Annotated in this window: 22 protein-coding genes and 1 pseudogene; 7 read left to right on the top strand and 16 right to left on the bottom strand. The window is 67.3% G+C overall.

The annotated features are described in order from the left end of the window. Positions 1-518: 518 nt before the first annotated feature. The 3 genes and pseudogenes from G3I17_RS12720 to G3I17_RS12710 all read right to left on the bottom strand — a co-directional run. Positions 519-1181: pseudogene (locus G3I17_RS12720) on the bottom strand (carbohydrate ABC transporter permease); the annotation flags it as partial. A gap of 14 nt (positions 1182-1195) precedes the next feature. Further along, a complete protein-coding gene (locus G3I17_RS12715; RefSeq protein ID WP_164596194.1) occupies positions 1196-2245 on the bottom strand; it encodes a LacI family DNA-binding transcriptional regulator in 1050 nt (349 codons plus the stop codon). Between the two features lie 82 nt (positions 2246-2327). Beyond that, positions 2328-3050, bottom strand: coding sequence for an SDR family oxidoreductase (locus G3I17_RS12710; RefSeq protein WP_164596193.1), 723 nt, complete (start codon positions 3048-3050; stop codon positions 2328-2330). A 53-nt stretch (positions 3051-3103) separates the two neighbouring features. Here G3I17_RS12710 and G3I17_RS12705 point away from each other — a divergent pair, with 53 nt between their 5' ends. Together G3I17_RS12705 and G3I17_RS12700 are read left to right on the top strand one after the other, a co-directional pair. After that, positions 3104-3658, top strand: a complete 555-nt coding sequence (locus G3I17_RS12705; RefSeq protein WP_164596192.1) for a MarR family transcriptional regulator — start codon at positions 3104-3106, stop codon at positions 3656-3658. A gap of 83 nt (positions 3659-3741) precedes the next feature. Further along, complete coding sequence (locus tag G3I17_RS12700; RefSeq protein WP_343238283.1) at positions 3742-4422, top strand: aminotransferase class V-fold PLP-dependent enzyme; 681 nt, start codon at positions 3742-3744, stop codon at positions 4420-4422. Between the two features lie 6 nt (positions 4423-4428). On the opposite strand, the gene G3I17_RS12695 is transcribed toward G3I17_RS12700, so the two are convergent. Beyond that, entirely contained in the window at positions 4429-5886 is a 1458-nt protein-coding gene (locus tag G3I17_RS12695; protein WP_343238282.1) for an MFS transporter, read from the bottom strand. A gap of 131 nt (positions 5887-6017) precedes the next feature. Here G3I17_RS12695 and G3I17_RS12690 point away from each other — a divergent pair, with 131 nt between their 5' ends. Beyond that, positions 6018-6668, top strand: a complete 651-nt coding sequence (locus tag G3I17_RS12690) for a TetR family transcriptional regulator (protein ID WP_164596190.1) — start codon at positions 6018-6020, stop codon at positions 6666-6668. Positions 6669-6783: 115 nt separating this feature from the next. Beyond that, entirely contained in the window at positions 6784-9093 is a 2310-nt protein-coding gene (locus G3I17_RS12685; protein ID WP_164596189.1) for an excinuclease ABC subunit UvrA, read from the top strand. A gap of 54 nt (positions 9094-9147) precedes the next feature. Here G3I17_RS12685 and G3I17_RS12680 read toward each other — a convergent pair whose 3' ends face one another. After that, complete coding sequence (locus G3I17_RS12680; protein WP_164596188.1) at positions 9148-11460, bottom strand: M4 family metallopeptidase; 2313 nt, start codon at positions 11458-11460, stop codon at positions 9148-9150. 302 nt (positions 11461-11762) lie between these two features. After that, positions 11763-12563, bottom strand: coding sequence for an SGNH/GDSL hydrolase family protein (locus G3I17_RS12675; protein ID WP_164596187.1), 801 nt, complete (start codon positions 12561-12563; stop codon positions 11763-11765). Between the two features lie 233 nt (positions 12564-12796). Between G3I17_RS12675 and G3I17_RS12670 the strand changes: the two genes are divergently transcribed. Beyond that, the gene (locus tag G3I17_RS12670; RefSeq protein WP_239062474.1) at positions 12797-13939 is read left to right on the top strand and encodes an alpha/beta hydrolase; all 1143 of its coding nucleotides are present in this window, start codon (positions 12797-12799) and stop codon (positions 13937-13939) included. Here G3I17_RS12670 and G3I17_RS41620 read toward each other — a convergent pair. Genes G3I17_RS41620 through G3I17_RS12645 form a run of 6 tightly spaced genes read right to left on the bottom strand, consistent with a single transcriptional unit; the run spans position 13936 to position 18673 of the window. Continuing rightward, on the bottom strand, positions 13936-14208 hold the full coding sequence (locus G3I17_RS41620) for a DUF998 domain-containing protein (protein ID WP_203590101.1): 273 nt from the start codon (positions 14206-14208) through the stop codon (positions 13936-13938). The genes G3I17_RS12670 and G3I17_RS41620 overlap by 4 nt on opposite strands. Then, the gene (locus G3I17_RS41615) at positions 14205-14591 is read right to left on the bottom strand and encodes a DUF998 domain-containing protein (RefSeq protein ID WP_203590100.1); all 387 of its coding nucleotides are present in this window, start codon (positions 14589-14591) and stop codon (positions 14205-14207) included. The genes G3I17_RS41620 and G3I17_RS41615 overlap by 4 nt, the downstream gene beginning before the upstream one ends. A gap of 60 nt (positions 14592-14651) precedes the next feature. Further along, complete coding sequence (locus tag G3I17_RS12660; RefSeq protein ID WP_164596186.1) at positions 14652-15422, bottom strand: ATP-binding cassette domain-containing protein; 771 nt, start codon at positions 15420-15422, stop codon at positions 14652-14654. Continuing rightward, positions 15419-16186: a cobalt ECF transporter T component CbiQ gene (cbiQ, locus tag G3I17_RS12655; RefSeq protein WP_164596185.1), complete on the bottom strand. Its 768-nt coding sequence runs from the start codon at positions 16184-16186 to the stop codon at positions 15419-15421. Before cbiQ ends, G3I17_RS12660 begins: the two co-directional genes overlap by 4 nt. A gap of 49 nt (positions 16187-16235) precedes the next feature. Further along, on the bottom strand, positions 16236-17267 hold the full coding sequence (locus G3I17_RS12650; protein ID WP_164596184.1) for an energy-coupling factor ABC transporter permease: 1032 nt from the start codon (positions 17265-17267) through the stop codon (positions 16236-16238). Positions 17268-17314: 47 nt separating this feature from the next. Then, on the bottom strand, positions 17315-18673 hold the full coding sequence (locus G3I17_RS12645; protein ID WP_164596183.1) for an NAD(P)/FAD-dependent oxidoreductase: 1359 nt from the start codon (positions 18671-18673) through the stop codon (positions 17315-17317). A 181-nt stretch (positions 18674-18854) separates the two neighbouring features. Here G3I17_RS12645 and G3I17_RS12640 point away from each other — a divergent pair, with 181 nt between their 5' ends. Both G3I17_RS12640 and G3I17_RS12635 read left to right on the top strand, forming a co-directional pair. After that, positions 18855-20363, top strand: coding sequence for a substrate-binding domain-containing protein (locus tag G3I17_RS12640; protein WP_164596182.1), 1509 nt, complete (start codon positions 18855-18857; stop codon positions 20361-20363). A gap of 63 nt (positions 20364-20426) precedes the next feature. Beyond that, positions 20427-21173 carry a metallophosphoesterase gene (locus G3I17_RS12635; protein WP_164596181.1) on the top strand — a complete coding sequence of 249 codons (747 nt, stop codon included), beginning with the start codon at positions 20427-20429 and terminating at the stop codon, positions 21171-21173. Here G3I17_RS12635 and G3I17_RS12630 read toward each other — a convergent pair. The 4 genes from G3I17_RS12630 to G3I17_RS12615 are packed head-to-tail and all read right to left on the bottom strand — an operon-like array spanning position 21165 to position 25756. Next, positions 21165-22448, bottom strand: coding sequence for an MFS transporter (locus tag G3I17_RS12630; protein ID WP_164596180.1), 1284 nt, complete (start codon positions 22446-22448; stop codon positions 21165-21167). The two genes, G3I17_RS12635 and G3I17_RS12630, sit on opposite strands and share 9 nt — an antisense overlap. Beyond that, positions 22445-23959 carry an amino acid adenylation domain-containing protein gene (locus tag G3I17_RS12625; RefSeq protein ID WP_164596179.1) on the bottom strand — a complete coding sequence of 505 codons (1515 nt, stop codon included), beginning with the start codon at positions 23957-23959 and terminating at the stop codon, positions 22445-22447. Before G3I17_RS12625 ends, G3I17_RS12630 begins: the two co-directional genes overlap by 4 nt. Then, positions 23949-24731 carry a GNAT family N-acetyltransferase gene (locus tag G3I17_RS12620; protein WP_164596178.1) on the bottom strand — a complete coding sequence of 261 codons (783 nt, stop codon included), beginning with the start codon at positions 24729-24731 and terminating at the stop codon, positions 23949-23951. Before G3I17_RS12620 ends, G3I17_RS12625 begins: the two co-directional genes overlap by 11 nt. A 53-nt stretch (positions 24732-24784) precedes the next feature. Beyond that, positions 24785-25756, bottom strand: a complete 972-nt coding sequence (locus tag G3I17_RS12615; RefSeq protein ID WP_164596177.1) for a TauD/TfdA family dioxygenase — start codon at positions 25754-25756, stop codon at positions 24785-24787. Positions 25757-25767 lie beyond the last annotated feature (11 nt).

The raw sequence follows: 25767 nt of genomic DNA, 5'->3' as shown, positions 1-25767 counted from the left end.
TGGGGTAGCTCGGCGCGAGGGTGACCCCACCTGTGGCGGGCTGATCGCCCATCCCACGGCCACCTCGGACGAACAACGTGGTGCCCCGCTCGGGTGCGGGTGCACCCTTGCCGAGGCGCAATGTGGTGGTCAGGCCGTTACTGAGCCTCAAGACCGCCACTCGGCGCGGTTGCCCGGACGGGATCGACGAGTTCACCTCGTGGACGCCGGTACAGACCGCCGGTTGGACAGCAGCCCGACCGAGTTGCGAAGTACCGTGACTCCTCACACCACGGCACCGCTCGGCGAGCTCTTTCAACGCTGACACAAATCCCCCTTTCGTTCCCCCGAGGAACAGTTGTTGACGGGACAACTGTTAGTACTGCGCAACGGTCCTGATTGCGCAGTACTGCGCAACAGTTGCCAGCACTTCCGGACCGACCAGGCACGGAAGTGATCCCGGCAGCCTTGCTCACGGTGACGGTCTTTTCAAGAGATGACCGCCCGAATCCCGCCTGCCGGAACTTTTGTCCAGCGAGCTACTGCCCACCGAAACCTGTGGTCGCGATTCCCTTGATGATCTGCCTTTGGAAAAAGAGGAAAACTATCACCAGCGGTAGCGCGGCGAGGATCGCGGATGCCATGTTCTGCGCATATTGCAGCCCATATGCGCTCTTGACTGTCTGCAGACCCACCGGAAGCGTCATCAGCTCGGCGTTCGTGGTCACGATGAAGGGCCAGAGGAAGTTGTTCCATGCGCCGATGAAGACGAAGATCGCTACCGCGGCAAGTATCGGGCGTGACAAAGGCAACACGATCGACCAGAAGACCCGGAGGCGATTCGCGCCGTCGACCCGCGCGGCGTCCTCGAGTTCGACCGGGATCTGGTCGAAGAAGCGCTTCAAAATGAGCACCATCGCGGGTGCGAACGCCTGCGGGAGAATAATTCCCCAATAGGTGTCGGCCAGGTCGAAGGCGAGCATCTGCCGGAACAGCGGCACGATCAGCAACTGGGGCGGGATGATGATCGCCGCGATGATCGCGGCGTACAGCCAGCGACGGCCCCGGAAATCCATCCGGTAGAACGCATAACCAGCCAGTGCCGACGTCGCCACGGTGATCAGCGTGATCGCGACCGAGGTGATCAGGCTGTTCCACGCCCAGGCCGGGAGGTCACCCGCCGTCAGCACCTTACGGCAGGCGTTCGACTTTGTGCCTAACGCCCGGTACTGGCGCGGCTGATGATCCGGTGCGGGATCATCACCCGGCGTGGGGTCGCGTCCTTGTCGGCCATCCGCTCACCGAGCAGGTCCAGGGCCGATTCGATGAACAGCCGGCGGTCGAAGTCGATCGTCGTCAGCGGCGGCACCGTGTACTGGCTCTCCAGGATGTTGTCGAACCCGGCGACCGCGCAGTCCCCCGGTACCGCGACCCCCGCTGTCCACAGCGCCGAAAGCGCACCGAAGGCGATCGTGTCGGTGAAGCAGAAGAACGCGTCTGGCAGTTCGTGGTCCTCCAGGTAGCGCCCGACCACCGCCACGGCGCCTTCCGGACTCCAGCGATCGAGGGCGATCTCCAACTCGGGGTCAGGCCCGATCCCAGCCTTGGCGAGGGTCTCGCGATAGCCGAGCGTCCGGAGTCGCGCCGCCGCAGTACCGGCTGCGTCGGTGGAGCCGCCGACCCGGCCGGTGCCGCTCGATCCACTGGGGATCTCCGGGGTGCCGACGGCGGCGATGCGGCGGAAACCCTGGTCCAGCAGGTGCTGCGTCATGTCGCGCGCGGCGGCGACGTTGTCGATCGCGACCTGGCTGACCATGTCCTGGTCGACGTCACCGATCAGGACGACCGCGGGCAACGGGCCGGCGGTCATCACGGCACTGTCGTCGAGGTTGACCGGGTTCAGGATGAGTCCGTCGACCAGATGCGCCCGGGCCTTGGAGAGCAACTCGAACTCACGCTTCGGTTCGGCCGCGGTCTGCTCGATCTGCACCCCCCAGCCACGCTGGTGCGCCAACTCGACGACGAGATGGGTGATCTCCGCGGAGTACGGCCGAAGCAGGTCGGGCAACGCCAGCCCGATCATCCCCGACCGCCCGTTGCGCAGGCCGCGAGCACTCATGTTCGGCACATAGTCGAGCTCGGCCAACGCCTGCTCGACCCGCTCCCGGGTCTCCGGCCGCACGAAAACCACGCCGTTGATGACGTTGGAGACCGTCTTCGGCGACACCCCGGCCAACTTGGCTACGTCCTTGACGGTGGCACGCATGGGCCCATTGTGTCGGACCGGGCGCGAAACAGCGGCATGGACCGGTGAACTTGATGGAGTGGTTCGCTGGGAAAGCTCTGGCTCACCGGGTGGTGAGGGCGCCGCCGTTGACGTGGAGGACCTGCGCGGTGATGTGCCGGGCGGCGGGTGAGGCGAGGAAGTGGATCGCCGCGGCGATGTCGGCCACCTCGCCCTCCCGCCGCAGCATGGTTGCCTCCAGCAACTGGTTGCGCCGGTCGGGGGTCATTCGGTCCTGGAAGAACTCGGTCTCGGCGGTGTAGCCGGGGGCGACCACGTTCGAGGTGATTCCGCGCGGACCGAGCTCTGTGGCGACATCCTGGTTCCAGGTGGCGAGCGCGGCTTTCGCGGCACCGTAAGAGCCTGCGCCGCGAGCGCCGGCGATGGAGCCGACGTGAACGACCGCTCCCCCATCGACGAGTCTCGGCATGAGGGCGGTGGTCGCCAGTACGGCGGTCAGGACGTTGGTGTCGAAGTTGGCCAGCCAGTTGTTCTTCACGACGGCGAGGTCGTCGTGACCGTCAGCCGCTCCGAAGTCGGTGTTACCGCCCGCGTTGTTGACGAGCACGTGCACCTCCCCCGGCAACTCGTCCAGCAGCCGGCGTACCTGCTCGGGGTCAGTGCCGTCGCAGACCACTGCCTTGCCACCGAGCTCAGCCGCCGTCTTCTCGAGGACCTCGGCCCGCCGGCCAGTGATCACCACCTGGTCTCCGTCTGCGCGGAACCGCTCGGCCACCGCTTTGCCGATCCCCGTACCGCCGCCGGTCACCACGATCGTTCTGGACACGCCAAGCCTCCCGTTTAGGTCTAAACGTTTAGAGCTAAATGTAGCATAGGCCCGTGGATTCCTATCCCCTCGACAGCGCGAGCCCCCACCCGGCGGCCGCCATCGCCGCGGCCTGGCAGCGTGAGCGACCCGGGACGCCGACCGATTCGATCGGGATCGTCACTCCCCTGTGGCGGCTGGCCAAACTGCTCGCCGACGACCGGCGCCGGGTGCTGTCCGACCTCGGCGTCGACCCCGCCACGCTTGACCTGCTCAGCGTCCTGCGCCGTGCCGGTACGCCGTACGAGCTGAGCACTCGCCAACTCTCCGAGCGCACGCTGGTCACCGCGGGGGCGATCTCGCAACGCGTCAGCCGGGCTGAGCAGGCCGGGCTGGTCGAGCGGCGTACCGAGAACGACGGGTCCCGGGCGGTGATCGTCTCGCTGACCGATGACGGTCACGCCCTCATCGAGCGGACCGTCGACCAGGTACTCACCCGGGAATCCGAGTTGGTCTCATCCCTCAGCGCGGGAGAGCGCGATCTCCTGGCGGACAAGCTTCAGGCGCTGCTGGATGACGTGACCGGCCGGGTGCGGTCAGATCCGGGCAAGCCGGCGAGCGGCAGTTGAGAGCTCGGCCGTGTCGGCGGCTGCGGCGAAGTTGAGGCGTAGCAAGGAGCCGGGCTTCTCAGTGGCGAAGTACCGAAGCGCCGGTGGCGGAGATCGGCCGGCACTGCCGCGAGCTCGACCTGCTGTACATCGTCGACGCCTGCCAGTCCGTCGGTCAGTACCCGATCGACGTCGAGGAGATCGGCTGCGACCTCCTCACGGGAACCTGCCGCAAGTTCCTCCGCGGCCCCCGCGGCTCGGGCTTCCTGTTCGTGTCGGATCGTGTCCTGCAGGCCGGGTACGAGCCGTTGTTCATCGACATGCACGGCGCCGACTGGACTTCGACCGGTGGTTACCGGCCGAGTGAGACCGCGGCGCGCTTCGAGGAGTGGGAGTTTCCCTACGCGACGATCGTCGGCTGCGCCGCCGCGATTCGGTATGCCCGTGCTGTTGGCCTGGGGGTGATCTCGCAACGGACCCCGTACCTGGCCGGGCTCTTGCGTGATGGGCTGGCCGTTCTGCCTGGAGTACGGGCGCTTGATCAGGGCGACCAGCTGGGCGGGCTGGTCACCATCGCGGTCGAGGGGTGGCAGGCCGAGGGGTTCAAGGCGGCGATGGATGCCCGCGGCATCAATTCGGCGTTGAGCTTCCGGCGGTTCGCCCAGTTCGACTTCGGCGACAAGGACGTCGACTGGTGCCTGCGGTTGTCGCCGCACTACTACAACACCGAGGACGAGATCGCCCGGGTCGTCTCAGCCGTGGCCGGACTCCGGGCAGCCCCGTAGCACCTCTCAGCTGACAGTGGCGGCCTCCGCCGTGGCGGAGTCGGGGGCCGCGTCCGTGCGCCGGGCTGGAATCAAGGCCGCGACAGCGAAGGCGGCCAGTGCGGCGCCGGACCCGATCGCCAGGATCACCTGGAAGGCTCCCTTCGACGGAACACTGACCGGTCCGAGGCTGATCGTCAGGTGGGCGAGGATGACGCCCGCGACCGCGCTCGAGACCGACGTGCCGATCGACCGCATCAGCGTGTTGAGGCTGTTCGCGGCCGCCGTCTCCGAGACCGGGACCGCGCCCATGATGAGCGCCGGCATCGCACCGTACGCGAAACCGACACCGGCCCCGACCACGGCCGAGACGATGACGAGTTGCCAGACCGCCGACATCGCGACGATGCCGAGCGCGTAGCCGAGGGCGACGACGATCGCGCCGATCATCAGCGTCACCTTCGGCCCCCTGGCCTTCGAGACCATGGCCGACAGTGGCGCGGTCGCCATCATCACCAGGCCGGACGGACCCATCACGAGTCCGGCGGTCAGCATCGACTGGCCGAGGCCGTAACCGGTTGCCTTGGGCAACTGCAGTAGCGTCGGCAGGACCAGCGACATCGAGAACATCGCGAAGCCGAACACCGCCGACGCGATGTTGGTGAACAGCACCTGGGGCCGCGCGGCAACCCGGAGATCGACGAGCGGTTGCGACATACGCCGCTCGTACCAGCCCCAGGCCCCGAAGACGACGACGGCCGCACCGAGCAGGCCGATGGTCCGGGTGGTGCCCCAACCCCAGTCGGCGCCCTTGGAGATCGCGAGCAGCAGGCTGATCAGACCGACCGAGAGTCCTGCCGCACCAACGACGTCGAACCGGCCGCCGGAGCGGACGGCGGACTCGGGAACGAAGGACAGCACCAGCGCGAGCACGATGACGCCCAGGCCGGCCGAGGTCCAGAAGAGCACGTGCCAGTCCGCGCGGTCGGCAAGGAATGCGGCGGCCGGCAGACCGAGCGCGCCACCGACGCCGAGCGAGGCGCTCATCTGGGCGGTCGCGGAGCCGAGGCGTTCGGCCGGCAGTTCGTCGCGCATGATGCTGATCCCGAGCGGGATCACGGCGGCGGACATGCCCTGCAGGATGCGGCCGATGAGCATCGGCGTGAGCGAGTCGCTCAGGGCCGCGACGACCGAGCCGGTGATGAGCAGCCCGAGGCTGACCAGCAGCATCCGGCGCTTGCCGTACATGTCACCGAGGCGGCCGGCCACCGGTACTGCGACCGCAGCGGCGAGCAGGGTGGCCGTGATGACCCACGCGGTACCGGACGCCTTGGCGTGCAGCAGCTTCGGGAGCTCGGGAATCAGCGGGATGACGAGGGTCTGCATCAGCGAGACCACGATGCCGCCGAAAGCGAGCACCGCCACGACGGCGGTGGGTTTCGGTGGGGCGGACACCTCGGCCGGATCGGCAGGGGCAGCAGGCACGGGGAGCCTCCGATTGACGTGCACGGGCGACTGAGCAACTAGCTTGGAACAAGGCATACATTAAGTCAGTCAGTTGACTTACGCAAGCGAACTGACAGACTGGACAAGAGATCGAGACGAGAGGTGAACTCATGACGGCGGCCGAGAAGACCGCGCGGGCCGACCGGGCTGGCGCCACCCGCGACGTGATCCTGGCGACCGCCGAGCGGCTGTTCGCCGAGCACGGCGTGTTCGGGGTGTCCAACCGGCAGATCAGCGAGGCGGCCGGGCAGGGCAACAACGCCGCGGTCGGCTACCACTTCGGCACCAAGACCGACCTCGTCCGCGCGATCGTCCGCAGGCACACCGAGCAGATCGAGCGACTGCGGGCGCGGATGCTGGCCGGACTCCCCGCTGAACCGGAGCTCCGCGACTGGCTGAATTGCCTGATCCGGCCGCAGACCGAGCACCTGGCCGAGACCGGTCCACCGACTTGGTTCGCGCGCTTCGGCGCCCAGGTGATGACGGATCCCGGGCTGCGCCGGATCATGGTCGAGGAGTCCTTGAGCTCTCCGTCACTGCAGCAGAGCATCGACGGGCTCAAGCTCAGCCTCCCGGCACTGCCACCCGAGGTGCGGCGTGAGCGCAGCGACATGGCCCGGCTGCTGATGGTGCATCTGCTGGCCGAGTACGAACGCGGCGTCGCCGAAGGGACGCCGGTCCTCCGCGCCACCTGGGACGACACCGCGACCGGGCTCATCGACGCGCTCGCCGGGCTGTGGACCGCGCCGGTCACCGGTTGACCTCGCACTAGAGGGTTCCTCCGCCGATACAAGGTTTGCATCGGCAGGCACGCTCGGCGGCGGAGCGTAGTACCGGAAAAGCCTCTATCGGCGGGTCAATGAGAAACTGGAACGTATGCCTGCTACGAATCAGCTCGACATTTCCGGTACCGAAGCCGCCGACAGCCACGACGTCATCCAGGTCCGCGGGGCGCGCGAGAACAACCTCGCCGGGGTGTCCATCGACATCCCCAAGCGCCGGCTGACCGTCTTCACCGGGGTCTCCGGATCCGGGAAGTCCTCACTGGTCTTCGACACCATCGCCGCCGAGTCCCAGCGCCTCATCAACGAGACCTACACCGCCTTCATCCAGAATTTCATGCCGAGCCTGTCCCGCCCGGACGTCGACTCGCTGCGCAATCTGAGCGCCGCGATCATCGTCGACCAGGAGCGGATCGGCGCCAACGCGCGCTCCACGGTCGGTACCGCGACCGATGCGCACACCATGCTGCGGATCCTGTTCAGCCGGCTCGGTACGCCGCAGGTCGGACCGCCGTCGGTGTTCAGCTTCAACCGGGCCGAGGGGATGTGCCCGGCCTGCGACGGTCTGGGCAAGGCGTCCGAGATCGACCTGGACGAGTTCGTCGACCGCTCCTTGAGTCTGGACCAGGGTGCGGTGAAGGTGCCCGGGTTCCAGGTAGGTACCTGGTACTGGCAGTTGATGGCGAAGTCGGGGCTGTTCGATCCGGAGCTGGCGCTCGAGGACTATCCGGCGGAGGTGTGGGAGCAGTTCCTGTACCAGCCGGCGATGAAGGTGAAGGTCGGGACGAGCAATCTGACCTTCGAAGGACTCGTCACCAAGGTGAAGCGGCAACTGCTGGCCAAGGATCGCGAGTCGATGCAGAACCATGTCCGGGTGTTCGCGGACCGGGCGGTGAAGCTGCCCCGGTGCCCGGACTGTGGTGGGGCGCGGCTCAACGAGGCGGCGCGGTCGGTGCGGATCGACGGGGTGGGGATCGCCGAGTGTTCGGGGATGCAGATCAGCGATCTGGCGCAGTTCATCGGTGGGATCAAGGAGGCGTCGGTCGGTCCGATGCTGGAAGGGCTGCGTGGAACGCTGGAGTCGATGGTCGACATCGGGCTGGGGTATCTCAGTCTTGATCGGGAGTCTTCGACGCTGTCCGGTGGTGAGGCCCAGCGGGTGAAGCTGGTGCGGCATCTCGGGTCCTCGCTCACCGATGTCACGTACGTCTTCGACGAGCCGACGGTCGGGTTGCATCCGCACGACATCCAGCGGATGAACGAGTTGCTCCTTCAGCTGCGGGGCAAGGGCAACACCGTGCTGGTCGTCGAGCACAAGCCGGAGACGATCCAGATCGCCGACTACGTGGTCGATCTCGGTCCGGGCGCGGGGCAGGCCGGTGGGCGGCTTTGTTACGCGGGCGATCTGAAGGGGCTGAAGAAGTCCGGGACGCTGACCGGGCGGTACCTCGACCACCGGGTCGGGTTGCGGGATCAGGTGCGAAAGCCGACGGGGCAGTTGCGGATCGAGGGCGCTTCGCTGCACAACCTGCAGGAGGTGAGCGTCGATATCCCGCTGGGGGTGCTGACCGTCGTCACTGGGGTGGCGGGGTCGGGGAAGAGTTCGCTGATCCATGGGTCGCTGGCTGGGCGGGACGGCGTGATCGTTGCCGCGCAGGAGCCGATCAGGGGGTCGCGGCGGAGCAACCCGGCGACGTACACGGGTCTGCTGGATCCGATCCGGACTGAGTTCGCGAAGGCGAACAAGGTGAAGCCGGGACTGTTCAGTGCGAACTCGGTGGGTGCTTGCCCGACCTGCAAAGGGCTCGGGGTCGTGTACACGGATCTGGCGATGATGGCTGAGGTCGCCTCGGTGTGCGAGGACTGCAACGGCGCGCGGTTCACGCCGGAGGTGCTGGCGTATCAGTTGCGCGGGAAGAACATCAGCGAGGTACTGCGGATGTCGGCGGTCGAGGCGCGGTCGTTCTTCGAGAAGGGGCGGGCGCGGGCGATCCTTGATCGGCTGGTTGCCGTGGGCCTCGGTTATCTGGGCCTGGGGCAACCGTTGACGACGCTGTCGGGTGGGGAGCGGCAGCGGCTGAAGCTCGCGATCCACATGGGCAAGAACGGGACGACGTACATCCTCGACGAGCCGACCACCGGGCTGCACCTGGCCGACGTCGACCAACTGCTCGCCCTGCTCGACCGGCTGGTCGACGACGGCAACACGGTGATCGTCATCGAGCACCACCAGGCGGTGATGGCGCACGCCGACTGGCTGATCGACCTCGGCCCCGGCGCCGGCCACGACGGCGGCCAGATCGTCTTCACCGGCATCCCCGCCGATCTGGTCGAAAGCAGCGCCTCCCTCACCGCCGAACACCTCCGCCGGTACGTCGGCGCGCCGCTGACCGTCGAGGTGTAGACGGTGAGAAGGCCCGGCGGACGGATCCGCCGGGCCTTCAGCAGCTGACTGGTACTAGCTGCAGGTGTAGATAGTGGCGTTGTCGAGCCACCAGTTGCCGGGGACCAGGTCGGAGAAGTCTCCGCCGTGGCCGTTCCAGCGGAACTTCAGCAGCTTGCCGCTGAACTGGGAGACATCCAGTCGGCTGGTCTCCCAGCCGCCCGAGTTCGCGTGCCAGGCGGCCGGTTGGTCAGGGAAGTTCGGGTCCACTGTCGGACCGTTCTTCCACGGCAGTGCCGAGGTGTCATGCCAGGTGGCGCCGTTGTCGTCTGAGTAGTCCATCGACCCGGTGCCGGTCGGCAGCCAGAAGATGAAGAACACGTTGTAGAAGTTGTACGAGTGCGTGAAGCGCAGGTACGTCTTCTCGTTCTTGATCTTCATCGCGTTCTTGGTCTCGACAGTGATGTTGCCGGCCGGGTCCGTGATCTGGCCGTACATCGAGTCGTCGCCGTCATTGGAGTACGAGGTGTCGACCTGCGCCGACGAATCGCCCTCACCCTTGCCGAGTACCCAGCCGGGGCTGCGGGTAACGACGCCGTCCGGGTACTGCTTGAAGCTGGTCGTGATCAGGTTCTTCACCTTGGCGCCGGCGGTGTCGCAGACCGGGGCCTGGGCCGGCTTGCCGACACCGGGCTCCAAATCGAGCTCGGTGGCCTTGATCGACTTCGCGACCTGGGCGCAGTCGGCGTTCGTCATGTTCGCCACGTCGTGCTTCTGCAGCACGTTGCAAGTGGACCGCAAACCCTCGGCCAGGTCACCGTAGTCGGCGCCGCTGGTCAGGATCTTCTGGGTCTCGTGCCACAGCGCCTCGGACTTCGGGATGCCGATACCAGTCACCGTCTGCCCGTTGAACGAGCCACCGTCGGCGATCAGATACGCCGTCTTGTTGCCGACGCCCGAGTTCAGGTGCACGCCACCGTTGTCTTGGAAGAAGGTGTCGTCGAACCAGTTCGTGCTGGTCATCTTGTCCGGGTCGCCGAACTGGCCCGGGTCCTTCATCGAACGGATCGCGCCGAGGCTCGAACCCTCACCCATCAGCCAGCGGTTGGCCGGGGTGTCGTCCGCGGACCCGTTGGTCAGGTCGACGAACTCGCCCATGATGTCGGACAGCGCCTCGTTGATCGCGCCCGACTCCCACAGGTAGGCCAGGCCGGCCGTGTGCTGGGTGACGCCGTGGGTCAGCTCGTGGCCGGTGATGTCGTCGGTGCTGACGCCTTCACCGAAGGCCATCTGCTCGCCGTTCCAGAACGCGTTCGCGAACGGGCAGCTACCTGCGACGCAGACCCGGACGGTGCCGCGGATCGCCTTGCCGAGGCCGTCGCCGTAGTCGACGCCGATCAGCTGGGTCAGGTCGGTGCCGAGTCCGGCGTACGTGTTCGACGTGTCGCCGAAGAACTCGAACACCTGGTTGACGTCCTGGACCGACGAGACGGGGCCACCCTCGACCCGGGTCGGAGCGAAGACGCCACCGCCGCAGCGGGCGTCCTCGTTACCGGTGACGATGTTCGTGCGGTTCGCGTCGCAGACGACGCGGCTGATGTGCTCGGCCAGGTCCCAGGCGAGGACAGCCTTGCCGGCCGACGCGTGCACCATGGCCTGCCAGCGGACGTCGCCGGGGCCGGACACGTCGTACAGGTAGACCGGGATGGCGACCGATCCGGGCTGCCGGGTGACGATGCTGAGGTCGAACCAGCGCGGGCCGACGAGCTTGGCGGTCAGGTTCTTCGCGTAGGGCTTGCCGCGCTGCTCGACCACGTCGATCGCGGCGGCCTGCGCCTTGGCCTTCGCGGCGTCGACGGCCTCAACCGCCGGGAACGCCCCGTACGTCGCGAGCGAGACCTCACCGTTGGCGGACTCGAGCGAGCCGGCCTTGTCCAGGTTGGTGACGATCTCGCCGCCGTAGACCGGGACGCCGTCGATGTTCTGCTGGAACTTGACCTGCGAGCCGAGCGTGCTGAGCGAGCTCGACGTCGCCACCAGGTCAGTCGGGCGAGCGCCGAAGTACGGCGCGATGGTGGCCACCTGCGCCTTGGCGACGGCGACCGCGTCGGGCTTGCTGGTAGCGGACCGGCCGGCCTTCGCGCCGACCGAGGCAGGTGCCTTCAGCGGGGTCGTGGGCCGGATGGAGTGGGCGCGACCGGTCGTGTCGCGCTTGGCGACCAGGCCCTTGCCGCCGGCCTTCGGAGCTCCGATGGTGCGGATCTCCGGGCTCTTGGCGGCTACGTTGTCGGCGGACGGAATGGGCGCGCTGTTCGCGAGCCCCGGAGCTGTCAGGCCGAGTGAGACTGCGCCGACCGCGAGGCCGGCGAGCCAGGTACGAGCTTTCACAGAAAGTTCCTCCCCTTGCTCTTCCTTACGCTGAGCGGGCGTAAGGGCTGCAATCTGTCATCCGCCGAATCCCGCGCGCGACCGCACGTGATCCATCTCACACCCAACCGTTTCCGGGTCTCACGGACGGTCACTACAGCGTTGAAACGTCCGCTCAGCGGGGCCTACACAGAGTGCTGGCACTGGTGCGTCGCGGCACCAGGAGGCCAATGGAACAAGGTCGTTTCGGCCCGTCATACCGGGGAACTCGCGGCCTGCGCGGGAGGGTGCGCAGGCCGCGAGTGGCCGATCTGGGCGGGCGGTTACGTGAGGTGGTCGTCGACGAGGTTCGCGAAGCCCGTCTGGCCGGTCGTGTTCGGGTGGTAGGACTCGCTGACCGGGTTGGACAGGCCGTTGATCCACTCGGGACTGCCGCAGACGGCATGCCCCACGAATGCCGACGTCGGGTTCACGAAGGTGAAGCCGACCGCGCCGGCGGCAGTCGCGAGCTTCGAGTTGAGCAGGTCGGCGGTCGCGTTCAGCCTGGTCATCTCGTCGGGGCTGAAGAAGGTGCCGGCGTTGCAGTCGGTCCCGTTGAACAGCCGTGGATAGCCGACGATGATCACCTTCGCCGTCGTCGCGCGGCTGCGTACCGTCGCGTAGAGGGTGTTGAGCCGGCCGGGGATCGTGTTGTTGATAGTCGCCTGGGCGGTGTTGACCGCGCTCGTGCAGTCGCCGAGCCAGGACGGCTTCGCGCACTCGGTGATCACCGACGAGAAGCCGGCGTCGTTGCCACCGACCTGGAGAGTCACCCACTTGACGCCGCTGTTCAGCGGGCCGAGCTGGTTGGCCGTCACGTCCGCGACCCGGGCGCCGGAGCAAGCGACGAAGGTGAGCGCCGCGCCGACGCGGCCGGCATCGAGGTACGGGTAGGACTTGGTCGAGCGCTGGCACGAGCCGCTGTCCGCGATGTAGGTGCGGGTGCCGACGCCCGAGGCGTACGAGTCGCCGAGGGCGACGTAGACCGGCGGCGCGGCATGGGCGGCAGTGGGAGTGAGGAGTGCAGCACCGAGAACTGCTGCGCCGATGAGTCCGGCAAGTGGCCGGGTGAAGTGAACAGTCATGGGGCGGACCGCCTTTGCGCTGGTTGGGGGGAGACCAAGGCAGGGTGAACTGTGAGTCACCATTCCTGACCAGCGAGTAACACGCAAGACCTCGGTAAGAAATTCACCGGCCTTTGCCCAACTCAGTAACTCCCGTTTCCCGGTCCACCCCTCGGTGGAACTTCGTCCCCGCCGGGATGGAGATCCGGCCGGATCGCGCCGTGAGACGGCCGCCCGCTGCCACCGTGATGGACATGTTGACCCGACGAATCTTCCTGGCCCTGATCAGCCTCGCCGTCGCGATGCCGACGGCAACCACCACGCAAGCCGCCTCGACCTCTACTTCACCCTCACCGTCGGCAGACCTCCGGTTGAGGTTGCCGGCACCGACCGGACCGCATCAGCTCGGGGTGAGAACCCTGCACCTCATCGAGAGGGGCAGAGTCGATCCATGGGACGGCAGCCCGGATCGCGAGCTGATGATCACCGTCTTCTACCCAGCCTTGACGACTCGCGGATACCGGCCGGCGCCGCAGATGACACCGAAGGCCGCCAATGCCTTCAAGGGGTTCGATGCCTGGGTCCACGGCCTGCCCGCAGGCGTGGATTGGGGCGCCACTCTGACCCACTCGTACGTCGATGCGCCACCGCTGCCGGTACGTCGTCCTGTCGTCCTCTACTCCCCCGGTGGCGTCGACCCCCGGACGCTCGGCACGGGCCTCGCCGAGGAACTCGCCAGCCACGGCTACACCGTCGTCACCGTCGATCACCCCGGTGAGACCAGCGAGGTCGAGTTCCCCGACGGCCGGCTGCGCGAGATCGAGATGCCACCCACGACGCCGACCGACCCCGTCCTGTCCCGCCTGATGATGACAACCCGGCTGGCCGACATCCGTTTCGTGCTCTCCCAGCTGAGCCGCCTCGGCGTACCGATCGATCCGCGCAGAGTCGGCATCTACGGCCACTCGGCCGGTGGCGCGACCGCAGCCCAGGCCCTGTACGAGAACCACCAACTGAAGGCAGCCATCAACCTCGAGGGCTACCTCGACTATCTGCCACTGCAACCAGGCGAACCGAATGAGCTCTACCCCATCGCCCAGCACGGCATCGATCGCCCGCTGCTCCTCACCGGCACGGACGGCTACCGGGACGCCCGCTTCGACAGTTCCTGGTCGGCGCTCCTCGCCCACCACGGCCCTGTACGTCGTACCGAGATCGCCGACGCCAACCACTCGGTCTTCAGCGACCTGGGCGCCATGGCGCCGCAGCTGCAAACCGCCGGGCTGATGAGCGCCGGTGACCGCGCCAAACTCGTCGGCACGATCGACCCGGCGCTCTCAGTTCCGCTGATCCGCCATACGGTCCGGTCATTCTTCGACCGCACCCTCAAGCGCTAGACGGCCCGCTGGAACTTGCGCAGTACCAGCGAGACCCAGCTCCACCCGACCGCGACGGCCGCGTAGAAGGCGAGCACTCCCCCGCCGGCCGAGCCCGACGCGATGCCTGCGAAGGCTGCCAGGAAGGAGACAGCGGTGACCACCGAGTACGCCGACCAGCCACGCTCCCCACCACGCGCGAACCGCCGGGCCAAAACGAGACAGCCGATGACGAAACCCAGAAACCCGATGCCACCCGCCGCGAAATGCAGGCTGCCGTGCCAGCTCATCGACACGGGCTGCCCATCCGGCGTACCGACTGGGAACCCAGCGCCGGGTCAGGAACGAACAGCCCGGCGGCGACCATGCTGACGCCGTACAGACCAAGCAGCCGAGGCGCCCAACGGATACCCACTGCCCGCCGGAGGCCCACGGCGCCGGCGATCAGCAGCACTCCGGTGATGACGAAGTTGGCGGACTGGATCCAGCCCAGGTCGCCGATGGCCAGCAGGCTCGCGGCGTGCTTGCGGACGTCGAAGCCATCCCGGGTCAGCGCCTGAGCGGCGACGAGGACGCTGAAGAACGGGCCGGCGATGATCCCCGCGGTCAGCAGCCGGCGGGTGGACGACGTGATCCTGGTCGAACTGGTCGAGGTCGGCGCGATGGTGGTCATGATGGTGTCCCTTCGGTTGGTCTTGCCAACGCGTCGAGCGGGACCTCATCAGATCGACAATCAGTGCTCCGGGCCGAGGACGGACAACGGGTCGAAGCCGTACGGGAGCTCCAGACGATGGGCGGCCATCAGGCCCGGGTCGGCCAGGAGCTCGCGGGTTTTGCCGTCGGCGACGATCCGGCCCGCGTCCATCAGCAGGCTGCGTTCGCAGAGCTGGAGGGCGTACGGCAGGTCGTGCGTGATCATCAGGAGCGTGACGTCGAGGCCGGACAGGATGTCCGCGAGTTCGCGACGGCTGGCTGGGTCCAGGTTGCTGGACGGCTCGTCGAGGACCAGTACTTCGGGGCGCATCGCCAGGACGGTGGCCACCGCGACCCGGCGGCGCTGGCCGTAGGACAGGTGATGCGGGGCGATGTCGGCGTGGTCTTGCATGCCGACCTGGACGAGGGCTTCCTTGACCCGGTCTTCCAGCTCCGCACCCCGCAGCCCCAGGTTCGCGGGACCGAAGGCGACGTCATCGCGGACGGTCGGCATGAAGAGCTGGTCGTCGGGGTCCTGGAAGACCAGACCTACCTTCCGGCGTACTTCGGGCAGGTGCTCGCGATGCAGATCCGAGCCGCCGATCTGGATCCGGCCGCTACCACTGCCACCCGCGACCGAGCCGAGGATGCCGTTGAGGTGCAGGACGAGCGTGGTCTTGCCGGCGCCGTTCGGACCGAGCAGAGCCACCCGTTCGCCACGCTGGACGGTGAAGTCGACGCCGTACAGCGCCTGCCGGCCGTCGGGGTAGGCGAAGACGAGACGCTCGACGTGGATCGATGGACCGCTCACAAGCCAGCAACCCTAGCCGTCACCGCGATGACCACTGCGAGCAGGGAGATCGCGAGCCCCTCGGCCCACTGATTGCGCGCCGCGCCTGATGCCGCGAGCTGGGGCATGCGGCCGGTGTAGCCACGCGACTGCATCGCCAGGTGGACCCGCTCGCCGCGCTCGAAGCTCCGCACGAACAGAGCACCTACGCCTGCGGCGACCGCCTTGAAGTGACCGGCCCGGCCGCCGGCGTACCCGCGTGACTCCCGGGCGATCCGCATCCGGTGCAGGTCATCGGACACCACACTCAAGTACCGGACCATGAACGAGAGGATCGCGACCAGCGTCGACGGCAACCGCAGCCGCTCCAACCCGGCGAGCAACTCGCGCGGCGCGGTCGAGGCGGACAGCACGATCGCCGCGATCACCCCGAGCGTCCCCTTGGCCAGCACGTTCCACGAGCCGAGCACGCCGGACTCCGACACCGACAGGCCCAGTACGTCGACCTGTGGGCCCGTCGCGACGAACGGCAGCACCAGGGCGAACACGATGAACGGCGTCTCGACGGCGAGCCGCCTCATCACCGTTGTCACCGGCAACTTTGCCAGCGCGACGGCGCCGGCAAGCAGTCCGGCGTACAGGGCGAAGGCCCAGAAGACGCCGGCCGGGGTGGACACGACAGCGAGTACGAAGACGAACAGCGCGACGATCTTGACCTGCGCGGGCAACCGGTGGATCCGGCTGTCCACCGCGACCAGCAGACCGTCGCCGGCTGAACCACTCATGACTGCTCGGGCCAGTCGGTCCACTCGCTCCAGGTGGAAAGAAGGCTCATCAGACGGCCTTGTCCACGCGGGCCGACGAGCGCAGGGAGGCGATCTTCGCGATCGCCAGTCCGAGGACGATCGTCACCAGTACGCCGATGATGCCGGCCAGCGCGCCCGACACCTGCGAGTTGCCGATCCCGCTCACGCCGTAGTCGGCCAGCGGGCTGCCCGCGACCGCCGAGTCCTTGGCCGCGCTCTCGAAGCCGAGTTTGGCGCCGACGAACTCGAGCCCGTCCGGGTGTGCACTCGCGAACAGGCTGATCACCCCGGCGACGATCAGCGTGGCCGCGATGCCGATCCCGTACGACCGGCCGGCCGGCTTGGCCGCGATCGGGCGGTCCGGCGAGACGGTCGAGCTGTTGCCATCGGCATCGACCAGGACGAGGTCGGCCTGTAGATGACGGGCGGCGTAGACGAGGTCGGGGCGGGTCGCGACGACCGCGCTCAGCACGGCGGCGGTGATCACGGCCTCGCCGAGACCGACCAGGACGTGCCAGCCGACCATCGCCGTGGCGAGTTTGCCGAGCGGGATGTCGACCGCGCCGCCGATTGCGTACAGGCCGGTGAAGCACAGCGCCGCGACGGGGACCGAGATGAGGGCACCGACGGTCGTCGCCGGTACGACGCTGCCGACGCGCTTGGGCAGCACCGTCAACAGGGCTCGCGTCACGAAGTACCCGACGAGAACGGTGATCAGACCCATCAGGGTGATGTTCGTGCCGAGCGCGGTCAGCCCGCCGTCGGCGAAGAGCAGGCCTTGGACGAGCAGCACGGTCGACATCACCAGCACGCCCGTCCACGGCCCGACCAGCGCCGCGGCGAGCGCACCGCCGAGCAGGTGTCCGCTGGTCCCGGCGCCGACCGGGAAGTTGACCATCTGGACGGCGAAGACGAAGGCTGCGGTCAGCCCGGCCAGCGCCGGGCCCGTCTCGCGGATCTCCCGGTTGGCGCGCTGCAGGCTGAAGCCGACCGCGCCGGCGGCGATCAGGCCGGTCGCGATGGAGGTGGGCGCGTCGAAGAACCCGTCAGGAACATGCATGCGGACATTCTTGATCTAGTTGCGACCCGATCGCAACAAGGCGCCGATTACAGCTCCTTGACGGCGTCCCCGATCGCCCGGTGAATGGTCGGGTATGCGTAGATCATCTGTTGCAGAGAGTGAACCGGTACCGCGGCGTGCACCGCCAGCGCGAGCGCACCGAGCACCTCTCCGCCGGTCGGACCCGAACTCGTCGCGCCGACCAGAACGCCCCGCTCATTGTCCATGATCAGCTTGATGAATCCCTCGTTGCCCGCCTTGTGAATCCAGCCACGAGTCGAGGACGGCACCTGGGTGATCCCGGTCCGTACGTCGAGACCCTGCTCGCGCGCCTGCTTCTCGGTCAGCCCGACCGCCCCGATCTCCGGATCGGTGAAGGTCACCCGCGGCATCGCGTGATAGCTCGCGACCGGCGCGTCCGCCGCGCCGAGCAGGTCGAGGACGGCGATGTTGGCCTGGTACATCGCGTTGTGCGTGAACACCCCGACGCCGGTGACGTCGCCGATCGCCCAGACCCCGTCGCCCGCGCGCACATGCTCGTCGACCTCGATCCGGCGCGCCGCGGGGTCGAGACCGACCTGGTCGAGGCCGAGATCCTTGATGTCCACCCGGCGTCCGGTTGCCACCAGCAACTTCTCGCCCGAGACGGTGTTGCCGTCCGCCAGCGTGAGGGTGAATCCGTCGCCGTCGTGGCTGACCGACTTGGCGTGCGCGCCGATCCGGAAGGTCACGCCGTCTCGCTCCAACGCGGCCTGGGCCAGGTCGCTCGACTCGGGCTCCTCTGCGGCCAGTACCCGGTCAGAGCCTTCGACCACGGTCACCTGTACGCCGAATCGCGCAAAGACCTGCGTCAGCTCCAACCCGATCGCGCCACCACCGAGCACCAGCAACGAGGCCGGTAGCGTCTCGACCTGGATCGCGTCCTGGCTGGTCCAGAACGGCGTACCGGCCAGTCCTTCGATCGGCGGGACGACAGGGACCGTGCCGGTGGCCACGATGATGCCGCGGCTCGCCTCGAACTCGCGATCGCCTGACACCACCCGGCCCGGACCGGTGATCTTGCCGTGGCCACGGACGAACGTCACACCCTTGCCGACCAGGCGATCGACGGCGACCTTGTCGTTCCAGTTGTCGGTCGCCTCATCGCGAATCCGCTTGGCGACCGGGGCCCAGTCGGGAGCGATCGTCGCCGTACCGGCCATGCCGTCGACGCGGCGGGTCTCGGCGATCAGGTTGCCCGCGCGGATCATCATCTTGCTCGGGATGCAGCCGAAGTACGGGCACTCACCGCCGACCAGGCGCGGCTCGATGCCGACCACGGTCAGTCCCGCCTGCGCCAGCCGGCCGGAGGCCTCCTCGCCGCCGACGCCCAACCCGATCACGACCACGTCAACCTGTTCAGCCATAAGGCCAATCTTGCAGAAGGTGGCGGCCTCGCCAAGGCCTGTCCGGGTGTGTCAGCGAAGGGTAAGGGAACGATTGCAGCGGGACATTCAATTGTTGTTCACGTGGTCGCCGCCGGCGCTGCCTACGCTCGCTGGTCCGCCGACGGATGCTGTGGGGGCAATGAATTCCGCCTTGGGTTCGATGAAGGTACTGACCGTGGACTTCTCCGGTCTCGGGGATATCAACCTGGAGACCGTGATCGCGGCCACCGCGCTGATCGGCACGGTGATCGTCTGGCTGGTCGACCGGTACTTCCTGCGCCGCAAACGCCTCGTCTACCGGGTCCAGGTGGACGCGCCGATCGGGGTCTTCCCCAGCTCGCACATGGTCGACGTCGAGGTCCGGTACCAGGGCGCGGTCGTCCCGGATCCGAGCATCGTGCTGCTGCGCGTCGACAACGCCGGCGGCATGGACATCGAGCCGCACCACATGCACGAGAAGGTGTCGTTCGCGTTCCCGGACCGCAAGATCGTCGGCCTGGAGGTGACCGAGGCCAAGCCCGAGGCGCTCGGCGAGATGCTGCAGCGCCAGCTCGACTCGGAGAACTTCATCGAGACGAGCAAGCTGATCTTGCCGAGGACCGCGATCAACCGCGGCGACAGCTTCAAGTTCCTGCTCGTACTGAGCGGGCGCGGCGATGGCGTCACGCACTCGGGCTATCTGGCCGGCGGTTCCGCGGGCGGCGGGGTGTACCACGAGCCACGGCCACGCGGACCGGGCCGGCGGACGCTGATGTTCGGCGCGTTGTCGCTGGTGCTCGTCGGGGCGCTGGTCGCGCTGTTCGTGGTCGACGTACTGCAGCCGCCCGACAACTGCTCATCGGGTCAGCTGCGGATCGTCGGATCGACCGCCGTGGAGCCGACGATCAGGGAGCTGCGCAGCGCGTACTCCACCGAGTGCACAAATGCCGACATCACGATCGCGGCGAACGGCAGCCGGAGCGGAACGCGGCTGCTGAACGAGACCGGCGCCAAGGACGCGGCCGCCGCGGAGAAGCTGATCGCGATGTCGGACGGCCGCGCCGAGGAGTCGTCGGATCTGCAGGGCATGCCGGTCGCGGTGGTCGTGTTCGCCGTCGTGGTGAACCGGTCGACGGACGTCGCGTCGCTGTCGTCGGCGCAGTTGCGCGACATCTACGCCGGCCGGGTGACCAGCTGGAAGCAACTCGGTGGGCGCGATCTGCCGATCCGGATGGTTTCGCGGGTCGGGCCGGACTCGGGGTCGCGCCGGACCTTCCGCGACAAGGTGCTCGCGGGCGATCAGGAGCTGGGCATCACCTCGGACGACTGCCGCACCAAGGACGACCCGGTCGCCAAGCACCACCGCTGCGAGGTGGGTACGACGGAGGAGTTGCTGGCGCGCGTCAACGACATCGAGGGCGCGATCGGGTACGCCGAACTGGGCGGCTCGCGGAAGTTCCCGGCGATCACGGCGCTCGCGGTCGACGGCGTCGTACCGGAGGCGGCGAAGGTGGCCGACTCGTCGTACAAGTTCTGGGAGGTCGAGTACGCCTACACGTACAAGACTCCCGGTGCCGATTCGCTGCAGGAAGCGTTTCTCACCTACCTGACCTCGGCGCCCGCCAAGCCCGTCCTCGAGCGCGACGGTCTGGTGCCCTGCCCCGATCTCCCGTCATCCTTCTGCGGTTAGCGCTGACTGCGACCTTCCCTAACGGTAGGTTTGAGCTCTGTCATTAGCTCGTGGGAGGTTCGGATGTACGTGATCGCTCATCTCAGTGACCCGCACCTGGATGGGTCCTCGGTGCCCCGGGACCGGCTGCGCAGTGTCCTGGACTACCTCAAGGCGTTCTCGCGCCCGGTCGATGTGGTGCTGGTGACCGGGGATCTCGCCGACCACGGGCTCCCCTCGGAGTACGCGGAAGTCGCAGCCGAGTTCACCCTCGACGTTCCGGTGCTGCTGTTGCCCGGCAACCATGACATCAGCGCCCCACTCCGCGCCGGCCTCCCCATCGACTCCCCCGGCCAGGGGCATCCGGTGCACCAGGTGCGGGACGTCGGCGAAGCCCGCTTCGTGCTGCTCGACACCTCGGTACCGGGTGAGGACCACGGCTTGCTCAGCGCGGAGTCACTCGAGTGGCTGACCGCAGTCCTCGATGAGCCTGTGGACGGGCCGCTCTTCGTGGCGTTCCACCATCCGCCGAACAAGCTTCAGCACCCGATCCTCGACCAATGGATCCTCCAGGACGCCGAACCGTTCGCCGCCGTGCTCCGCGGCCGGCCGATCACCGCCATCCTCACCGGCCACGTCCACAACGGCATCTCGACAACCTTCGCCGGCCACCCGCTATTGGTTGCCCCCGGCATCAGATCCACCGCCCCACTACCTTTCGAGCCGGCCGCGGCCAACGGCCTCGTCGACACCGGGGCCCCACCCGGCCTGGCCCTCCACATCGCCGCCGAAGGTCAACCTCTGGTCACGGTCTACCGCGCCCTAGCCTGAGTACTTCGCTGCCGCGTCCTTCGCAGTACCGGCGGGTGGCGTAGTTGCGGCGATTCGCGTAGCCATGGGCAGCAGAAGGCCCGTCAGCGCGAGCCCCGCGCCTACCGCCACCCAGCCGGCCAAACCCCACTGCACACACGGATAGGCGAGCAGTGCAGGAGCGATGGCCTTCGCTCCGCCTCGTCCCAGCGCGAACATGCCCTGGTACTGGCCCTGGGCGTGATCAGGTGCGAGGTCGAAGCTGAGACCGAACGACGAGGCGGACTGGAAGAGTTCTCCGACAGTCAGCAGTGCGGTGCCGACGACAAAGCAGGTGATGGCAATCCAGGCAGACAGATAGCCCGCCGTACCGATCACCGCACAGGCCAGCAGGAGAATTCCTCCAGATCGGCGTCCGACGGCTGCGGCAGACGGGATGGAAACCACGCCCCTACTGGCCGGCACCTGGAGTAGCACCACCATGGCTGTGTTGATGATGAGAAGAACAGAGATGAGCCACGTAGGCGCGACGCCCGTGTGCAGTAGCCACAACGGAACCGCGAAGGTAAGGACCTCGAAATGCAGGCTGAGCAGCGAGTGCAGGGCCGTGACGGTCAAGTAGCGGCGGTCTCGCAACGATTCCCAACGGCCAGACCCAACCGGCTTGGGGACCGGCGGTAGCTGCGCAACCCACAGGAGCACCAGAGCAGCGCCAACCGGCGCAACGGCGATGCCGACGATCATCAGCCGGTACGCCGCCTGGCTGTCAAACGCGAGGAGGATGCCAGCGGCCCCTGCCCCGACTGCGACCCCTGCGTTGGTCACGGAGTGCAGATAGGCGCGAAGCTTCACGCGATCGGTTCCGCCGACACCCGCGATCAGTGCGCCGCCGGCGGCTCCGCCTCCGATGTCGGCACCGGCCACCAGAATCGCGGCGGCGAGGAACGCCTCGAATGAACCGGCCCACAGGAAGAGCAACGTTCCGCCGGCGCGAACGAGGAGCGTCACGATGCAGAGAGTTCTCGCGCCCAGCCGGTCGGCCAAGTGTCCGATGGGAAGGCCGAACCCCAAGGCGAGCAGGCCGGAGATGGTGAGGCCGAGCGCAACTTCGTGGCTACTGAGCCCGACGCCGCGGATGAAGTAGACAACCCCACCGGCCGCGAACATCCCACTGCCAACCGTCGTGATGAAGCCCCATAGCGCAAGCGGACCCCAGGCCGGATTCGGAAGTAGTAGCCGACCCAACCCGCCACCGATTCGAGGCCGCTGACCCGGTACTGCGTCGTCGCTGGTCACGTCCTCACCATTCCCTGGACGATGGGCAGGGATTCTTGCTGAGACAACGCGGCTCGATCGACCTTGCCGCTGGCCAGGAACGGCAGCCGCTTCAGCACCGTTATCGCGGCAGGCACCAGATGGCTTGGCAGCAACTCCGCCAGATACTTCAGCAGCTCGACCGGGGTCGGTCGACCACCGGGTACCGCGACCACGTACCCGGTCAGGGAGGTACCGTTGAATTCATCGACCGTCGGCAGCACCACGGCCTGGCTGACCTCGGGGTGCCGGCACAGGAGCGTCTCGATCTCGCCGGGCTCGACGCGATGGCCGCGGACTTTCAGCTGACCATCCGCTCGCCCGATGAACTCCACCGCACCGTCGTCCAACTGGCGCACGACATCGCCGGTCCGGTATGCCCGACTCCCGTCATCGAGGAAGATGAAGCGCTCGGCAGTCAGTTCGGGCGATTTCCAGTAGCCCTGGGCGAGGCCCGCGCCCGAGACGAGCAACTCGCCGGTCTCTCCCACCGGCACTGGCTGGATCCGCTGATCGACGACGTGGATCCAGGTCGCGGCGATCGGTCCTCCGATCGGCACTGAGGCAGCGGCCCGATGAGCTGACCGCGGGACCTGCGCTACCTCATGAGTCAGCGAACCTACCGTCGTCTCGGTCGGTCCGTAGTGGTTGATGATTCGGCAGTCGCCGAGTCGGCGCACCGAATCCACCAGGTCCCAGCGGGCGGTCTCTCCGCCCAGCACCAACGCCCGGCGTGGCAGAACGTCGGGGTCGGGATAGTCCAGCAGAGCAGATAGGTGCGACGGCGTGATCTTCAGATAGTCGATGCGATGGTTTTGCATGTACGCAGCGAAGTCCACTGGATCACGAGCGACATCAGTAGACACAAGATGTAGGCAGCCGCCGGAAATCAGGGCCGGAAACACGGCAGTGTTTCCGAGGTCGGTGGCCAAACTGGTCACCGAGGCGAAGGCGCCACCACTTGCCGGGCAGTCCAGCAGATCAACGATGTAGCGGGAGTAGTTGGCCAGTCCGGCCCCGGTGACCGCGACACCTTTTGGAGTGCCCGACGAGCCGGAGGTATAGACGATGTACGCCAACTCCGAGTCGGTTGCCTCGGGCATAGTCGTGACGGTCGGCAGTTGAGTCATGTCCACGACGTCGCCCCGAACTGCGGGCCTTGGCCGATCTGTGAGGACAACCCTCGCCCCGGAGTCCGCCAGCTGTCCGTCCTGTCTGCTCGCCGGCTGCTCCAGGTCGACGCAGAAGTAGGGTGCGGCAACGCGCATCGTCGCCAGGATTCCCGCAATTTGTAAGGTGCCGCGGTCAGCCATCACTGCTACCGGTGTGTCACCGGGCGGATTCGTCGCGCGCAGGACCCGAGCGATACGTCCGGACAACTGGTCCAGCTCGCGGTAAGTCAGACTGCCGTCTTGGGCGACCACGGCCGGCCGATCGGGCCACCGACCGGCTTGCTCTTCGAACAGCCGGATCACCGATACTTCAGCTGCCATCCAGCACCCCTGCGGCGGAGACCGGGAGGTCCGAGTTGTGGTAGTCGCCAACATGCCGGAATCCCATCCTCAGGTACACCGGTAGGCCGTCCGGGGTGGCCTGGAGAACCGCGGTTCGCGTCTGCGCCGACGTGGCGCCGAGGAGCGCTTGCTCGGTCAGGGCCCGACCGTAGCCCTTGCCGCGATGCTCGGGCCGTACGCCGACGAAGTAGGCGCCCGCTGTCTGCCCGTTGCTGACTCCGACGCTGATGGCAACGCAATCTCCCGCCACCATGCCCAGATGAAACTGGAAGTCCTCATCCACCAGCGCCTCGGACGAGACCAGCTTCTGGATCAGCGCGGGGTCGTGCTGATAGCAGGCCCCGGCGCAGTTGACGAATGCCTGAAGGTCTCCGAGGTCGCCGGCGGTGACGAACTGCAGTCCGGCCACCGGCGTCGGTGCGCGACCCTGTTCGACGTCCCTGCTCAGAATGGGATACAACGGCTGGGATTCGCCGTGCCGTTCCCGGCTGAACTCCTCGGCTTCTGGGCTCTGCGCTTCGCACACGATCCGCCAGGGAAGGCCGAGTTTCTCGAAATGAGCAGCCGCTTCGGCGATGGTGGACGACCCTTCCATGCCCGGGTCGCAGTGAAGCTGGTTGAACGGAGCCGCCGGGATGCCAGTGGTCACCAACAGCCCACCGGCGAGTTGGTCGACCTCTCCGCCGGCTGTCCGCGCCATCTGGGACCAGAACGCTTGATGGTTGCGGTGCATACCGCGCAGGTCGATCACGAGTCTCCTTCTTCCACCGGACAGAATCACTTCACAAACGGCCGAGGCCGTGGTCACAGTACCGGCTCGACCTCGGCGAACGACATCATGTTGCCGAGGGCAACTAGAAGCTTCCGCTCCCCTGTGTACGGCTGCCGGGCGTGCGAGACGGAGAGGTTGTCGACCAGCAGCAGGTCGCCCTTCTCCCAGTCGAAGACCACCTCCAGGCTCTCGTACGCCGTGAGGATCGACGCCATCCACTCGTCGGAGATGCGCTCGGCAGAACCCAGGAAGCAGTCACGTGGCAGATCATCCTCGCCGAACAGTATCTCCAGCGCCTCTCGCGTGTCGGAGTCCAGACAGGATGGATGCCAGTGAGCCACCTGGGCGAACCAGGTCGGCTGGCCGGTCGCGGGGTGTCGGACCGCGGCCGGCCGGTGGCTTCGGGTGCGCAGACCTCCGCCTTGCAGCCACTCCCATTCAAAGAGGTTCTCTGCAAGATGAGCCTCTATTTGCTCTTTGTCGTCGGTGCCGAAGATCTGCTGCCAGTCAAGGCCGACGCCAGTCCCGTAACTACGGGCATACGTCACACCGGCCGTCGCGAAAGCCTCCCGCACTGCTGGATCCAGCGCACGCCACAGCCGGCGGTTGTCAACCAGCGGCGTCTGGCCCCCGCTGGCCGCAGGTACCGCCGCCGCGAACAAGAGTCTGCTGGGCCAGCGATGATTGAATGAATTCTCAGTGTGCCAGAGCAGTTTCGACGACGAGCTGTATTCGACCGGCGTATACACATTCTTCGCCACCGCATCGTGGGCATGCTCACCGTTCTCGTCGAACAGGTCCCGGCACAGTGCTTCGGCTGCCTGTCCCATGGCCTCGGCCGTATCCACGCCGAAGCCACGGAACAGGAGGGCGCCATGCTTGTCCAAGGCAGCATCCAGCTCACCGGCATGGTCACGAACCAGGTCGATCAGGTCGCCCCCGTCCGGGTGAACGACCAAAGGCAGCGGCTCATCGGGATGCAACTGGGACGTTGCGAATGCCATGCTATGCGGTC

Origin of the sequence: Streptomyces sp. SID13031, from assembly GCF_010548305.1 — a bacterium.
Taxonomy (GTDB): domain Bacteria; phylum Actinomycetota; class Actinomycetes; order Propionibacteriales; family Kribbellaceae; genus Kribbella.
This window is presented reverse-complemented; position numbering and strand designations above follow the sequence as displayed.